The organism is Enterobacter cloacae complex sp.6700776, assembly GCF_048284255.1.
GTDB lineage: Bacteria > Pseudomonadota > Gammaproteobacteria > Enterobacterales > Enterobacteriaceae > Enterobacter > Enterobacter intestinihominis.
The window spans coordinates 71,224-86,242 of the sequence record NZ_JBLVYK010000018.1 but is presented as its reverse complement, the minus strand read 5'-3'; the positions used below and the strand labels follow the sequence as shown (position 1 = coordinate 86,242).

At 55.2% G+C, this 15,019-nt stretch carries 13 protein-coding genes; 11 read left to right on the top strand and 2 right to left on the bottom strand.

What is annotated here, in order from left to right; all coding sequences use genetic code 11:
• Window positions 1-105 precede the first annotated feature (105 nt).
• The gene (ubiF, locus tag ACNQ0T_RS19660; protein ID WP_228338895.1) at window positions 106-1,281 is read right to left on the bottom strand and encodes a 3-demethoxyubiquinol 3-hydroxylase; all 1,176 of its coding nucleotides are present in this window, start codon (window positions 1,279-1,281) and stop codon (window positions 106-108) included.
• A 135-nt stretch (window positions 1,282-1,416) separates the two neighbouring features.
• On the opposite strand from ubiF, the gene miaB reads away from it, so the two are divergent.
• The 10 genes from miaB (at window position 1,417) to rihA (ending at window position 11,667) form a co-directional block, all read left to right on the top strand.
• Window positions 1,417-2,841 carry a tRNA (N6-isopentenyl adenosine(37)-C2)-methylthiotransferase MiaB gene (miaB, locus tag ACNQ0T_RS19655; RefSeq protein WP_003858672.1) on the top strand — a complete coding sequence of 475 codons (1,425 nt, stop codon included), beginning with the start codon at window positions 1,417-1,419 and terminating at the stop codon, window positions 2,839-2,841.
• 163 nt (window positions 2,842-3,004) lie between these two features.
• Window positions 3,005-4,051: a PhoH family protein gene (locus ACNQ0T_RS19650; protein WP_022647440.1), complete on the top strand. Its 1,047-nt coding sequence runs from the start codon at window positions 3,005-3,007 to the stop codon at window positions 4,049-4,051.
• A complete protein-coding gene (gene ybeY / locus ACNQ0T_RS19645) occupies window positions 4,048-4,515 on the top strand; it encodes an rRNA maturation RNase YbeY (protein ID WP_003858677.1) in 468 nt (155 codons plus the stop codon). Before ACNQ0T_RS19650 ends, ybeY begins: the two co-directional genes overlap by 4 nt.
• Window positions 4,516-4,599: 84 nt before the next feature.
• Entirely contained in the window at window positions 4,600-5,478 is an 879-nt protein-coding gene (corC, locus tag ACNQ0T_RS19640; protein WP_003858679.1) for a CNNM family magnesium/cobalt transport protein CorC, read from the top strand.
• A gap of 5 nt (window positions 5,479-5,483) precedes the next feature.
• Entirely contained in the window at window positions 5,484-7,022 is a 1,539-nt protein-coding gene (lnt, locus tag ACNQ0T_RS19635) for an apolipoprotein N-acyltransferase (RefSeq protein ID WP_022647439.1), read from the top strand.
• A 383-nt stretch (window positions 7,023-7,405) separates the two neighbouring features.
• Window positions 7,406-8,311 (top strand): amino acid ABC transporter substrate-binding protein, encoded by a 906-nt coding sequence (locus tag ACNQ0T_RS19630; RefSeq protein WP_022647438.1) that lies wholly within the window; start codon window positions 7,406-7,408, stop codon window positions 8,309-8,311.
• A gap of 155 nt (window positions 8,312-8,466) precedes the next feature.
• Window positions 8,467-9,207, top strand: a complete 741-nt coding sequence (gltJ, locus tag ACNQ0T_RS19625) for a glutamate/aspartate ABC transporter permease GltJ (RefSeq protein ID WP_015571133.1) — start codon at window positions 8,467-8,469, stop codon at window positions 9,205-9,207.
• Window positions 9,207-9,881, top strand: coding sequence for a glutamate/aspartate ABC transporter permease GltK (gene gltK, locus ACNQ0T_RS19620; protein ID WP_022647437.1), 675 nt, complete (start codon window positions 9,207-9,209; stop codon window positions 9,879-9,881). Before gltJ ends, gltK begins: the two co-directional genes overlap by 1 nt.
• Window positions 9,881-10,606 carry an amino acid ABC transporter ATP-binding protein gene (locus ACNQ0T_RS19615; protein WP_017382465.1) on the top strand — a complete coding sequence of 242 codons (726 nt, stop codon included), beginning with the start codon at window positions 9,881-9,883 and terminating at the stop codon, window positions 10,604-10,606. The genes gltK and ACNQ0T_RS19615 overlap by 1 nt, the downstream gene beginning before the upstream one ends.
• A gap of 119 nt (window positions 10,607-10,725) precedes the next feature.
• Window positions 10,726-11,667, top strand: a complete 942-nt coding sequence (rihA, locus tag ACNQ0T_RS19610; protein ID WP_417930340.1) for a pyrimidine-specific ribonucleoside hydrolase RihA — start codon at window positions 10,726-10,728, stop codon at window positions 11,665-11,667.
• A 67-nt stretch (window positions 11,668-11,734) separates the two neighbouring features.
• Here rihA and ACNQ0T_RS19605 read toward each other — a convergent pair whose 3' ends face one another.
• Window positions 11,735-12,217: a zinc ribbon-containing protein gene (locus tag ACNQ0T_RS19605; protein WP_032621827.1), complete on the bottom strand. Its 483-nt coding sequence runs from the start codon at window positions 12,215-12,217 to the stop codon at window positions 11,735-11,737.
• Window positions 12,218-12,431: 214 nt separating this feature from the next.
• Between ACNQ0T_RS19605 and leuS the strand changes: the two genes are divergently transcribed.
• Window positions 12,432-15,014, top strand: a complete 2,583-nt coding sequence (leuS, locus tag ACNQ0T_RS19600) for a leucine--tRNA ligase (RefSeq protein ID WP_333028800.1) — start codon at window positions 12,432-12,434, stop codon at window positions 15,012-15,014.
• The last annotated feature ends 5 nt before the right edge of the window (window positions 15,015-15,019 follow it).

Genomic DNA, 15,019 nt, shown 5'->3' with positions numbered 1-15,019 from the left:
TATGTTCCCCTCACCCTAACCCTCTCCCCGGAGGGGCGAGGGGATTGCTCAGTGCTCGCATTAATTTGTGGGGAACCCTCAGCCCACGGGGAGAGGGAATAAAGATCAGAGTCCGAGGGCGTATTTCAGTGCCTGACGCTTCAGACCACCGGCGCGCTCCGCCGCCATCAATCCAATATTGCGCAATATCCGCACCGGACCCACGTCATTGCTGAACCCGGCATAGAACAGATCCATCCCCGACTGCATAATGAAGTTATCCGCCATACGGCGCGTCTGGTAGCGCTTCAGTACCTCATGGCTGGCCCAGGCTTCCGCGTGGGCGCGAGCGTTACCCAGCACATCCAGTAACGCATCGACGTCACGGTATCCCAGGTTAACCCCCTGCCCCGCCAGCGGATGAATGGTGTGCGCCGCGTCTCCCACCAGGGCCAGCCCTTCACGGGCATACTGCAACGCATGGCGTCGCATCAGCGGGAATGCGCCAGCGGCAACCGGGGTCACGTTACCCAGACGGCGCGGGAAGTGCTGGCGGATTTCGCGCTGCAACTGTTCCATGGACAGCCCCTGCAAATGTCGAATACGCGCCGGCTTGTCGTACCACACCAGCGAAGCCCAGTTATCAAACAACGGTAAGAATGCATGCGGGCCGTTCGGCGTAAAATGCTGCCAGGTGCTTTCGCCCGGCGCGTTTTCTGACTGCACGGTGATCAGCATGCAGGATTGCTGATACTGCCAGGCATGGATCCCAATGCCTGCCATCTGCCTGACCTGAGAGTTCGCGCCATCCGCCCCCACTAACAGCTTCACGGCCAGCTCATCGTCGTTATCCAGCGTCAGGAGATATCCACCTTCATGACGATGCAGGGCTTTCAGCGAGTCCGGAACGCGCAGCGTCACCTTCGGGTGCGCCTCCAGCGCCTGCCAGAGTGCCTGCTGGAGCACGTTGTTTTCCACCATATAGCCCAGGCGCGGCAGTTTCAGCTCGGCGGCGTCAAACGAGACGTGAGCATTTTCCCACTCCCAGGTTTCAAGACGGCTGTAAGGGTGCGCGCGCATCGCCAGCACCGCCTCCCAGACGCCCAGCCCGCGAAGCAGATCAACAGAGGACGCGCTGATGGCGGAAATACGCACGTCCGGTTGGCTGGAAGGATCGAATACCGGCGGAGCCGCCTGTTCAATAACGGTTACGTCAAATCCCTGCTGCGCCAGCCCCAGCGCCAGTGCGCCGCCGACCATACCGCCGCCAACAACGGCAACTTCGGTGTTCAGGAGTGTCATGGTCACTATTCCTTATTGGAGAATACCTTAAGTTTACCGGATTTTTGCGGCCCTGAGGTTGACAACCTTCATACTGGTCACAACCGCACCAAAGCATTACAATACGCGGCTTGCAATCCTGAGCTGAGCAAGTCGATGACTAAAAAACTCCATATAAAAACCTGGGGCTGTCAGATGAACGAATACGATTCATCGAAGATGGCCGATCTGCTGGATACCACCCACGGATACCAGCTGACTGAAAATGCGAAAGAAGCCGATGTGCTGCTGCTGAACACCTGTTCAATTCGTGAAAAAGCACAGGAAAAAGTCTTTCATGTGTTAGGCCGCTGGAAGCTTCTCAAACGGAAAAATCCGGACCTGATCATTGGCGTGGGTGGCTGCGTCGCATCGCAGGAAGGTAAGCTGATCCGCCAGAGAGCCCCCTATGTGGATATCGTTTTTGGCCCTCAGACCCTTCACCGCCTGCCAGAGATGATTAATCAGGTTCGCGGCAGCCGTAGCCCGGTGGTTGACGTGAGTTTCCCGGAGATCGAGAAATTTGACCGTCTGCCAGAGCCGCGCGCTGATGGCCCGACCGCCTTCGTCTCCATCATGGAAGGCTGCAACAAATACTGTACTTACTGCGTGGTACCTTACACCCGTGGTGAAGAAGTGAGCCGCCCGGCAGACGATATCCTGTTTGAAATCGCGCAGCTTGCCGCGCAGGGCGTTCGCGAAGTGAACCTGCTGGGCCAGAATGTGAACGCCTGGCGCGGGGAAAACTACGACGGCACCACCGGCAGCTTTGCTGAACTGCTGCGTCTGGTGGCGGCGATTGACGGCATTGACCGCATTCGCTTTACCACCAGCCATCCGATGGAATTTACCGACGACATTATTGACGTCTATCGCGATACGCCAGAGCTGGTGAGCTTCCTGCACCTGCCGATCCAGTGCGGCTCTGACCGCGTGCTGAACCTGATGGGTCGTCCACATACGGTGCTGGAGTATAAGTCCACCATCCGCAAGCTGCGTGAAGCGCGCCCGGATATCCAGATTAGCTCCGACTTTATCGTCGGCTTCCCTGGCGAAACCGCTGATGACTTCGAGCGCACCATGAAGCTCATCGGCGAGGTGAATTTCGACGTCAGCTACAGCTTCATCTTCTCAGCACGCCCGGGCACCCCAGCGGCCGATATGGTTGACGATGTGCCGGAAGAAGAGAAAAAGCAGCGTCTGTATATTTTGCAGGAGCGTATCAACCAGCAGGCCAACGCCTGGAGCCGTCGTATGCTCGGCACTGTCCAGCGTATTCTGGTGGAAGGCACTTCCCGTAAGAGCATCATGGAACTGTCTGGTCGAACCGAAAATAACCGCGTGGTGAATTTTGAAGGCACCCCGGACATGATTGGTAAGTTTGTGGACGTCGAGATTGTCGAAGTGCTCACGAACTCGCTGCGCGGGAAGGTGGTACGCACTGAGGACGAAATGGGTCTGCGTATTGCACAGACTCCGGAATCCGTTATCTCTCGCACCCGTAAAGTCAACGATTCTGGCGTAGGTATTTACCAGCCCTGATCCCTCTGGCCTGCCTGTCCGGCAGGCCTTGTATTTCCTCTCATCACCCCCAATATCTACCGCAACGCTTGCGCCTTTATTCTATGGCGTGAATAATTTCGGTAATGACCGTTTTATTACGCCGTGTGGCCACAGGTCAGTTAACCAAATAAAGAGGAACAGTTTGAACATAGATACGCGTGAAATTAGCCTTGAGCCCGCAGACAACGCTCGCCTGCTGAGCCTGTGCGGGCCGTTTGATGACAACATCAAACAACTGGAGCGACGTCTGGGTATCGAAATCAATCGTCGCGATAACCATTTCAAACTCACCGGACGCCCAATCTGCGTCAACGCCGCGGCAGATATTCTCCGCAGCCTGTATGTTGATACCGCCCCGATGCGCGGTGAGATCCAGGATATTGAACCTGAACAGATCCACCTGGCCATCAAAGAGGCGCGCGTGCTTGAGCAGAGCGCGGAAAGCGTGCCGGACTATGGCAAAGCCATCAACATTAAAACCAAACGCGGCGTGATTAAGCCTCGTACCCCGAACCAGGCACAGTACATCGCCAACATTCTCGACCATGACATCACCTTTGGCGTGGGTCCGGCGGGTACGGGTAAAACCTATCTGGCCGTTGCTGCTGCTGTCGATGCGCTTGAGCGTCAGGAGATCCGCCGTATCCTGCTGACCCGCCCTGCTGTAGAAGCCGGTGAGAAACTCGGCTTCCTGCCGGGCGATTTAAGTCAGAAAGTGGACCCCTACCTGCGCCCGCTGTACGACGCGCTGTTCGAAATGCTCGGCTTCGAGAAAGTTGAAAAGCTCATTGAACGTAACGTGATTGAAGTGGCCCCGCTGGCCTACATGCGTGGGCGTACACTTAACGACGCGTTCATCATTCTGGATGAGAGCCAGAACACCACCATCGAACAAATGAAGATGTTCCTGACGCGTATTGGCTTTAACTCGAAAGCGGTTATCACCGGTGACGTCACCCAGATTGACCTGCCGCGTAACACCAAATCGGGTCTGCGTCACGCCATCGAAGTCCTGGCCGAGGTAGACGAAATCAGCTTCAACTTCTTCCACAGCGAAGACGTGGTACGCCACCCGGTGGTCGCGCGTATCGTTAACGCTTATGAGGCCTGGGAAGAGGCAGATCAGAAGCGCAGGGCCGAGCTGGCCGCAGAACGTAAGCGCGAAGCGCAGGAGCATGAACAGAAATGAGTCAGGTGATCCTCGATTTACAGCTGGCCTGTGAAGATAATTCCGGCATGCCAGAAGAGGCACAGTTTCAGAAATGGCTGGATGCCGTTATCCCCCAGTTTCAGGAAGAATCAGAGGTCACGATTCGCCTGGTGGATGAAGCAGAAAGCCATGAGCTCAACCTGACCTATCGCGGGAAAGATAAGCCGACCAATGTGCTCTCTTTCCCATTCGAAGCCCCTCCGGGCATTGAGATGCCGCTGCTGGGCGATCTGATCATCTGCCGTCAGGTGGTTGAGCAGGAAGCCAAAGAGCAGCAAAAGCCGCTGGAAGCGCACTGGGCACACATGGTGGTGCACGGTAGCCTGCATCTTCTGGGTTACGACCATATTGAAGATGACGAAGCGGAAGAGATGGAATCCCTCGAGACAGAGATAATGCTTGCTCTGGGCTATGAGGATCCGTACATTGCCGAGAAAGAATAGTCAGTCACTGACTACCATGCCGCCGCGCAGGGACATAGCGCGGCGGTTAACGTTGAACTAACAAGAGAACCCTTAACAAACGCCATGAGCGACGACAATTCACACAGTAGCGACACGACAACCACTAAAAAGGGATTTTTCTCCCTCATCCTGAACCAGCTTTTCCACGGCGAACCGAAAAACCGTGATGAACTGCTGGAGCTGATTCGTGATTCCGGGCAGAACGACCTTATCGACGAAGATACGCGCGAAATGCTCGAAGGGGTGATGGACATCGCCGACCAGCGCGTCCGCGACATCATGATCCCCCGCTCGCAGATGATTACCCTGAAACGCAACCAGACGCTGGACGAGTGCCTCGATGTGATTATCGAATCGGCTCACTCACGTTTCCCGGTCATTAGCGAAGACAAAGATCACATCGAAGGGATTTTGATGGCGAAAGATCTGCTGCCGTTTATGCGCAGCGATGCCGAAGCCTTCAGTATGGAAAAAGTGTTACGCCCGGCCGTGGTTGTGCCGGAAAGTAAGCGTGTGGATCGGATGCTGAAGGAGTTTCGCTCCCAGCGCTATCACATGGCGATTGTTATTGATGAATTTGGTGGCGTTTCCGGTCTGGTCACAATCGAAGACATCCTTGAGCTGATCGTGGGCGAAATCGAAGATGAGTATGACGAAGAAGAGGATATCGACTTCCGTCAGCTGAGCCGCCACACCTGGACCGTGCGCGCGCTGGCCTCCATTGAAGACTTCAATGACACCTTTGGCACCAGCTTCAGTGATGAAGAAGTGGACACCATTGGTGGTCTGGTGATGCAGGCCTTCGGCCATCTTCCGGCCCGCGGTGAAACCGTTGACATCGATGGTTACCAGTTCAAGGTCGCAATGGCTGACAGCCGACGTATTATTCAGGTTCATGTCAGAATGCCGGACGACTCACCGGTGCCAAAACTGGAAGATTAATGTAAATGGCATTTGCCCCACTCTTTGAACGCCAGCGCGTCCGTTTGCTGCTGGCGCTGTTACTCGGAGCCAGCGGTACGCTGGCTTTTTCTCCTTACGATATCTGGCCAGCCGCTATTCTCTCCCTGATGGGGCTACAGGGTCTTACCCTGAATCGTCGTCCGGTACAGGCCGCGGCCATAGGCTACTTCTGGGGGCTGGGGCTGTTTGGCTCTGGTATCAACTGGGTCTACGTCAGTATCGCGCAATTTGGCGGAATGCCGGGGCCGGTTAACGTCTTCCTGGTTGTGCTGCTCGCCGCCTATCTTTCGCTCTACACTGGCCTGTTCGCCGGTATTCTATCTCGTCTGTGGCCTAAAACGACCTGGCTGCGCGTCGCGATAGCGGCTCCCGTTGTCTGGCAAATCACCGAATTTCTGCGCGGCTGGGTACTGACCGGCTTCCCGTGGTTGCAGTTCGGCTATAGCCAGGTGGACGGCCCGCTGAAAGGTCTGGCTCCCGTCATGGGCGTGGAGGCGATTAACTTCCTGCTCATGGCGGTCAGCGGCCTGCTGGTGCTGGCTCTGGTGACACGTAACTGGAAGCCGCTGGTTGCCGCGTTAATCCTGTTTGCCCTGCCTTTCCCACTGCGTTATATCCAGTGGTTCACGCTGGAGCCCGCGCGCGCCACGCAGGTATCGTTGATACAGGGCGATATCCCGCAGTCATTGAAATGGGATGAGAATCAGCTGCTGAACACGCTGAAAATCTACGCCAACGCCACTGAAAAGGTGATGGGCAAATCGCAGCTCATCATCTGGCCTGAGTCTGCGATCCCGGATCTGGAGATCAATCAGCAGCCCTTCCTGAAGATGATGGACGATCTGCTGCGCGCGCGCGGCAGTACGCTGATTACCGGAATTGTGGATGCGCGTCTCAATCAGCAGAACCGCTATGACACGTACAACACGATCATTACGCTCGGTAAGGACAGCGAATACAGCTATACCTCCACCAATCGTTACAACAAAAATCACCTTGTACCGTTTGGCGAATTTGTTCCGCTGGAGTCTATTCTGCGCCCACTGGCACCGTTCTTTGACCTGCCGATGTCCTCATTCAGCCGGGGCCCTTACGTTCAGCCGCAGCTGCATGCGCACGGTTTTGCCCTGACGGCCGCTATTTGCTACGAGATTATCCTCGGCGAGCAGGTGCGCGATAACTTCCGCCCGGACACCGACTATCTGCTGACCATCTCAAACGATGCGTGGTTCGGTAAATCGATCGGCCCGTGGCAGCACTTCCAGATGGCACGAATGCGTTCTCTGGAGCTGGCACGTCCGCTGTTGCGCAGCACCAATAACGGCATCACCGCCGTGATTGGCCCGCAGGGTGAAATCCAGGCCATGATCCCGCAGTTCACCCGTGAGGTGCTGACCACGAAAGTGACGCCAGCTACGGGCCTGACGCCTTATGCGCGCACCGGGAACTGGCCGCTGTGGATCCTGACCACGCTGTTCGGTTTTGCCGCCGTAGTGATGAGCCTGCGTCAGCGTCGTAGATAACCTGGCCTTCTGTTGCCGGGTGGCGGCTACGCCTTACCCGGCCTACTCTCCGGCGCAGCCGCCACCCGACAATTTCCTCCTAAACTTCAATTCTGGCACGCCTGTTGCTTTGTTTAATTACGCAAACGCTGTCTGGCTTAACGTGCAACCTTGTCGCACCAGCATGGATCTCCGGTAGCACCGAAACGGTGCAACGAGAGATTATTGCCTCTGAATGGTGCGGCGCGCTTCGCAAAAATAAACAATAACGCAGCAAAATCTTTACATTAAGCCAGACTAAATGTTAACAAGCTTGCATAACACTGCACTCGCATTGCGCGAGATATAACAACATCACAATGGGTATCAAAGCGTCACTGGCGCTGATAAGAAAGGAGTTGGGTATGCAATTACGTAAACTGGCCACAGCAATGCTGGTTATGGGAATGTCTGCGGGCATCGTTCACGCTGAAGACGCTCCGGCAGCAGGAAGCACTCTCGACAAGATTGCCAAAAACGGCGTGATCGTGGTCGGCCACCGTGAATCTTCTGTCCCGTTCTCTTACTACGACAACACGCAAAAAGTCGTGGGCTATTCACAGGATTACTCCAACGCCATCGTTGAAGCCGTGAAGAAAAAGCTGAACAAACCTGACCTGCAAGTGAAGCTGATCCCCATCACTTCACAGAACCGTATTCCTCTGCTGCAAAACGGCACATTTGATTTTGAATGTGGCTCAACCACCAACAACCTTGAGCGTCAGAAACAGGCCGCTTTCTCGGACACCATCTTCGTTGTAGGCACCCGCCTGCTGACGAAGAAAGGCGGCGATATCAAAGATTTTGCTGACCTGAAAGGCAAAGCGGTTGTCGTGACCTCCGGTACCACGTCCGAAGTGCTGCTGCACAAGCTGAACGACGAGAAGAAAATGGACATGCGCATCATCAGCGCGAAAGATCACGGCGACTCCTTCCGTACCCTGGAAAGCGGTCGTGCCGTTGCGTTTATGATGGATGACGCTCTGCTGGCAGGCGAGCGCGCCAAGGCGAAGAAACCAGACAACTGGGAAATCGTCGGGACTGCGCAGTCGAAAGAAGCTTACGGCTGTATGCTGCGTAAAGGCGATGAAGGCTTCAAAAAGCTGATCGATGACACCATCGCTCAGGCGCAAACCTCTGGCGAAGCGGCAAAATGGTTCGACAAATGGTTCAAGAACCCAATTCCACCAAAAAACCTGAACATGAACTTTGAACTGTCTGACGACATGAAAGCGCTGTTCAAATCACCAAACGACAAAGCTCTTAACTAACTAGAACGACAGGGGCGGGATCTCCTGCCCTCTCGATTGTCGGGAAGCATGGACAGACTATACGTTGAGTGGTCGTTCCCCACTCAGCGCAAAAATTGAGCTTCTCACCAATCTTCGAGGGTAGCGCTGCTACCCTCTTTTTTCTGGAGTTTACTATGTCAATTGACTGGAACTGGGGCATCTTTCTGCAACAAGCCCCGTTCGGCAACACCACCTATCTCGGCTGGCTGTGGAGCGGCTTTCAGGTTACCGTTGCGTTATCGATAACGGCGTGGATTATCGCGTTTCTTGTCGGTTCGCTGTTCGGTATTCTGCGTACCGTCCCTAACCGTTTTCTCTCTTCGATTGGCACGCTCTATGTGGAACTGTTCCGTAACGTTCCGCTGATCGTGCAGTTCTTTACCTGGTATCTGGTGATCCCGGAACTGCTGCCGGAAGATCTCGGCATGTGGTTCAAGGCCGAGCTGGATCCTAACGTACAATTCTTTGTCTCCTCCATGCTGTGTCTGGGACTGTTCACCGCTGCGCGCGTCTGCGAGCAGGTGCGTGCCGCCATACAGTCACTGCCACGCGGACAAAAGAATGCGGCACTGGCGATGGGCCTGACCCTGCCACAAGCCTACCGTTACGTACTGCTGCCTAACGCTTACCGCGTCATCGTTCCGCCGATGACCTCCGAGATGATGAACCTGGTAAAAAACTCGGCCATCGCCTCAACCATTGGTCTGGTAGATATGGCGGCGCAGGCGGGCAAACTGCTGGATTACTCCGCTCACGCATGGGAATCCTTCACGGCAATCACGCTCGCCTATGTCCTGATTAACGCTTTCATCATGCTGGTGATGAACCTGGTTGAACGCAAAGTACGCCTGCCGGGCAATCTGGGGGGCAAATAATGTACGAATTTGACTGGAGTTCCATTGTTCCCTCCATGCCTTATCTGCTGGATGGACTGGCGATCACCTTAAAGATCACCGTAATCGCCATTATCGTCGGTATTGTCTGGGGCACCCTGCTGGCAGTGATGCGCCTGTCGAGCTTTAAGCCGCTCGCCTGGTTTGCTACGGCTTACGTTAACGTGTTCCGCTCCATTCCACTGGTCATGGTGCTGTTGTGGTTTTACCTGATTGTTCCCGGCTTTTTACAGAACGTGCTGGGACTGTCGCCGAAAACCGATATCCGCCTGATCTCTGCCATGGTGGCATTCTCTATGTTTGAAGCCGCCTACTACTCCGAGATCATCCGCGCAGGTATTCAGAGTATCTCGCGCGGGCAGTCCAGCGCTGCGCTGGCGCTCGGTATGACGCACTGGCAGTCCATGAAGCTTATTATTCTGCCACAGGCGTTTCGCGCCATGGTTCCGCTGCTGCTGACGCAGGGCATCGTCCTGTTCCAGGATACCTCCCTGGTCTACGTGCTGAGCCTGGCAGACTTCTTCCGTACCGCCTCCACCATTGGCGAACGTGACGGAACGCAGGTTGAGATGATCCTCTTCGCAGGCGGGGTCTATTTTGTGATTAGTTTAAGCGCATCGCTGTTGGTCAGCTGGCTGAAGAAAAGGACCGTATAATGATTTCCCTGAAAAATGTTTCTAAATGGTATGGGCACTTTCAGGTGCTGACCGACTGCTCAACAGAAGTGAAAAAAGGCGATGTGGTGGTGGTATGTGGCCCGTCCGGCTCCGGTAAGTCGACGCTTATCAAAACCGTTAATGGACTGGAACCTGTCCAGCAGGGCGAGATTGTCGTTAACGGCACCAAAGTGAATGACCGCAAAACCAACCTTGCCCAGCTTCGCTCCCACGTAGGGATGGTGTTCCAGCATTTTGAGCTGTTCCCTCACCTCTCCATCATTGAGAACCTGACGCTGGCGCAGGTGAAAGTGCTCAAGCGTGATAAAAAAGCGGCGCGTGAAAAGGGGCTGAAGTTGCTGGAACGCGTCGGGCTGTCTGCGCATGCGAATAAGTTCCCGGCCCAGCTTTCGGGCGGCCAACAGCAGCGTGTGGCAATCGCGCGTGCGCTGTGCATGGATCCGGTGGCGATGCTGTTTGATGAGCCGACGTCCGCGCTCGATCCTGAGATGATCAACGAAGTGCTGGACGTTATGGTGGAACTGGCGCACGAAGGGATGACCATGATGGTGGTGACGCACGAAATGGGCTTCGCCCGTAAAGTGGCCAACCGTGTGATCTTCATGGATGAAGGGAAAATTGTTGAAGACTCACCGAAAGAAGAGTTCTTCGCAAATCCTAAATCTGAACGTGCAAAAGACTTCCTCGCCAAAATCCTGCATTAATCTTTTTAGTGCGCAATCTGTGGATTGCGCACTGCTTCACGCTTTAGATCTCTTTTTCTATTCGGCGTCACATCGCAGCGTTAACCTTGTCACAAATAATGCTAAGAATGGAGAACGCCATGGCACAGCCTATTATTCTCGACTGCGATCCGGGTCATGATGACGCAATCGCACTCGTCCTTGCTCTTGCCTCCCCTGAACTGGACGTAAAAGCTGTCACCTCCTCTGCAGGGAACCAGACGCCGGATAAAACCCTGCGAAACGTGTTGCGCATGTTAACGCTGCTAAAACGCACCGATATTCCGGTCGCAGGTGGCGCCATTAAGCCGCTAATGCGCGAGCTGATCATTGCGGATAACGTTCACGGTGAAAGTGGGCTGGATGGCCCGGCGCTGCCGGAGCCGGGTTTCGCACCACAAAACTGTACTGCCGTCGAGCTCATGGCGAAAGTTCTGCGTGAAAGCGCAGAGCCCGTGACGCTGGTGGCGACCGGCCCGCAGACCAACGTAGCGCTGCTGCTGAACAGCCATCCTGAACTGCACAGCAATATCGCCCGTATCGTCATCATGGGCGGGGCAATGGGGCTGGGGAACTGGACGCCAGCCGCGGAGTTCAACATCTTTGTTGACCCGGAAGCCGCGGAAATCGTCTTCCAGTCGGGCCTGCCGATTGTGATGGCGGGGCTGGACGTTACCCACCGCGCACAAATTATGGCGCAGGACATCGAACGATTTCGTACTGTGGGTAACCCGGTTGCAACAACCGTGGCAGAGCTGCTCGATTTCTTTATGGAGTATCACAAAGCCGAGAAGTGGGGATTCCACGGCGCCCCGCTGCATGACCCATGCACCATCGCCTGGCTACTGAAGCCGGAAATGTTTACCACGGTCGAGCGTTGGGTTGGTGTGGAAACAAAGGGGAAATATACCCAGGGAATGACGGTGGTGGACTATTACTCGCTGACGGGAAACAAGCCGAATACCACAGTGATGGTGGATATCGATCGGAAAGCGTTTGTGGATTTGCTGGCGGAGAGGCTGGCTTATTATTCTGCGGCCTGATGCCCTCACCCACAGGGAGAGGGAGCAGACACTAAAAACGGCAACGACGTTGCCGTTTTGCTTTTACCTACGGCTCAAACGGCCGACGCTGGAACTGGTCGTGCCCGCATTTCGGACACAGCGACAGCACCTCCGGCGTATAAACGGCGATATGGTGGTGGCACTTCTCACACACCAGGTTCCCCAGCCCCACCACTTCGCCGCTGTGATAGACACCGTGGTGGTTTAAATCCTGGAATACCTCGCGCCACTCCAGTTGGGTTTTATCGGTAATATCCGCCAGCTCCTGCCACAGGCTCTCTTTAATTACCCGCATAAAAACACTGTCGGCGATTTCGTCCTGGCTCTCTTCATAGCTTCGCGCAAACTCTTCCAGGTCGCGGCGCACGGCGCGCGTCACCTCTTCCACTTCGGTTCGCGATAACTCACCCGTTTGCGTCACGCGTGCGCGTGCCTGTTCGACCAACGCGTCGATATCACGCTCGCCGTTACGCAGCCTTTCCGTCAGAGTCGCTACCAGTTCACGGTAAAATTGAGCAACCTTGTTCATCATTTTGCCTCCCGGGTAAGTAACTGTCTCTAATAATAGACCTTATTTCGTCGCCGCTTTGTCAGGTGAAGCACAGACCCGGTAAATTCCTGCAAAGTGCATTTGCGTGAAAGGCTGTTTTGACGCGGGCGTTTGGGCTATGCTATGCGGATCTGAATTACCACATCCATTGGCTACATTTGTAGCTGTATTGAACACAGGACCACTGGCTGCCATGCAAGAGCAATACCGCCCGGAAGAGATAGAATCAAAAGTCCAGCAACACTGGGACGAGAAGCGCACCTTTGAAGTAACCGAAGACGAGAGCAAAGAGAAGTATTACTGCCTGTCGATGCTTCCCTATCCTTCTGGTCGACTACACATGGGCCACGTGCGTAACTACACCATCGGTGACGTGATTGCACGCTACCAGCGTATGCTGGGCAAAAACGTACTTCAGCCTATCGGCTGGGATGCGTTCGGCCTGCCTGCTGAAGGCGCGGCGGTGAAAAACAACACGGCACCGGCTCCGTGGACGTACGACAACATCGCGTACATGAAAAATCAGCTGAAAATGCTGGGCTTTGGCTACGACTGGAGCCGCGAGCTGGCCACCTGTACACCAGAATATTATCGCTGGGAGCAGAAGTTCTTCACCGAGCTGTATAAAAAAGGCCTGGTCTACAAGAAAACGTCCGCCGTTAACTGGTGCCCGAACGACCAGACCGTACTGGCGAACGAGCAGGTTATCGATGGCTGCTGCTGGCGCTGTGACACCAAAGTTGAGCGTAAAGAGATCCCGCAGTGGTTTATCAAAATCACCGCCTACGCTGACGAACTGCTGAACGATTTGGATAATCTGGATCACTGGCCTGACACCGTTAAGACCATGCAGCGCAACTGGATCGGCCGTTCCGAAGGTGTGGAAATTACCTTTAACGTAGAAAACTACGACCAGACGCTGACCGTCTACACCACCCGTCCGGACACCTTCATGGGCGCGACCTACCTGGCCGTGGCCGCAGGTCACCCGCTGGCGCAAAAAGCGGCGGAAAACAATCCGGAGCTGGCGACCTTTATCGACGAATGCCGCAACACGAAAGTGGCCGAAGCCGACATGGCGACGATGGAGAAAAAAGGCGTTGATACCGGCTTCAAAGCGATCCACCCGCTGACGGGCGAAGCGATACCTGTCTGGGCCGCCAACTTCGTACTGATGGAATACGGCACAGGCGCCGTGATGGCCGTGCCGGGTCACGATCAGCGCGACTACGAATTTGCCACCAAATACGGCCTGACCATCAAGCCTGTTATTCTTGCTGCTGACGGCTCTGAACCCGATCTCTCTGAGCAAGCGCTGACTGAAAAAGGCACCCTGTTTAACTCCGGTGAGTTCAGCGGCCTGAGCTTCGAAGAGGGCTTCAACGCCATCGCCGACAAACTGACCTCCCTGGGCGTGGGCGAGCGTAAAGTCAACTACCGTCTGCGCGACTGGGGCGTTTCCCGTCAGCGTTACTGGGGTGCGCCAATCCCAATGGTGACCCTGGAAGACGGCACCGTGATGCCAACGCCGGAAGATCAGCTGCCGGTGATCCTGCCGGAAGACGTGGTCATGGACGGCATCACCAGCCCGATCAAAGCCGATCCTGAGTGGGCAAAAACCACCGTCAACGGTCAGCCAGCGCTGCGTGAAACCGACACCTTTGACACCTTTATGGAATCCTCCTGGTACTATGCGCGCTACACCTGCCCGCAGTACAAAGAAGGCATGCTGGATTCCGATGCTGCAAACTACTGGCTGCCGGTAGACATCTATATCGGTGGCATTGAACACGCCATCATGCACCTGCTCTACTTCCGCTTCTTCCACAAACTGATGCGTGACGCAGGCCTGGTCAACTCCGACGAACCGGCAAAACAGCTGCTGTGTCAGGGTATGGTGCTGGCAGATGCGTTCTACTACGTTGGCGCGAACGGTGAACGTAACTGGGTTTCTCCGGTTGATGCGATTGTGGAGCGCGACGAGAAAGGCCGTATCGTGAAGGCGAAAGACGCCGAAGGTCATGAACTGGTTTATACCGGCATGAGCAAGATGTCCAAGTCTAAAAATAACGGTATCGACCCGCAGGTGATGGTTGAGCGTTACGGCGCTGACACCGTGCGTCTGTTCATGATGTTCGCCTCCCCGGCAGATATGACGCTGGAATGGCAGGAATCCGGCGTTGAAGGGGCAAACCGCTTCCTGAAACGCGTCTGGAAACTGGTTTACGAGCACACCTCACAAGGTGATGCGCCAGCGCTTAACGTGGCTGCACTGAGCGAAGATCAGCAGGCGCTGCGTCGTGATGTTCATAAAACCATTGCGAAAGTCACCGATGATATTGGTCGTCGTCAGACCTTCAATACCGCAATTGCGGCTATTATGGAACTGATGAACAAGCTGGCAAAAGCCCCGCAGGACGGCGAGCAGGATCGCGCGTTAATGCGCGAAGCGCTGCTGGCGGTCGTTCGCATGCTGAACCCGTTCACGCCGCACGTTAGCTTCACCCTGTGGCAGGAGCTGAAAGGCGAAGGCGATATCGATAACGCGCCGTGGCCAGTGGCGGATGAATCCGCTATGGTGGAAAACACCACGCTGGTTGTGGTGCAGGTTAACGGTAAAGTGCGCGGTAAAATTACCGTCGCGGTCGACGCAACCGAAGAACAGGTTCGCGAGCGCGCAGGCCAAGAGCATCTGGTCGCGAAATACCTTGAGGGCGTTACCGTACGTAAAGTGATCTACGTACCCGGTAAACTGCTGAATCTGGTCGTTGGCTAAGCGCG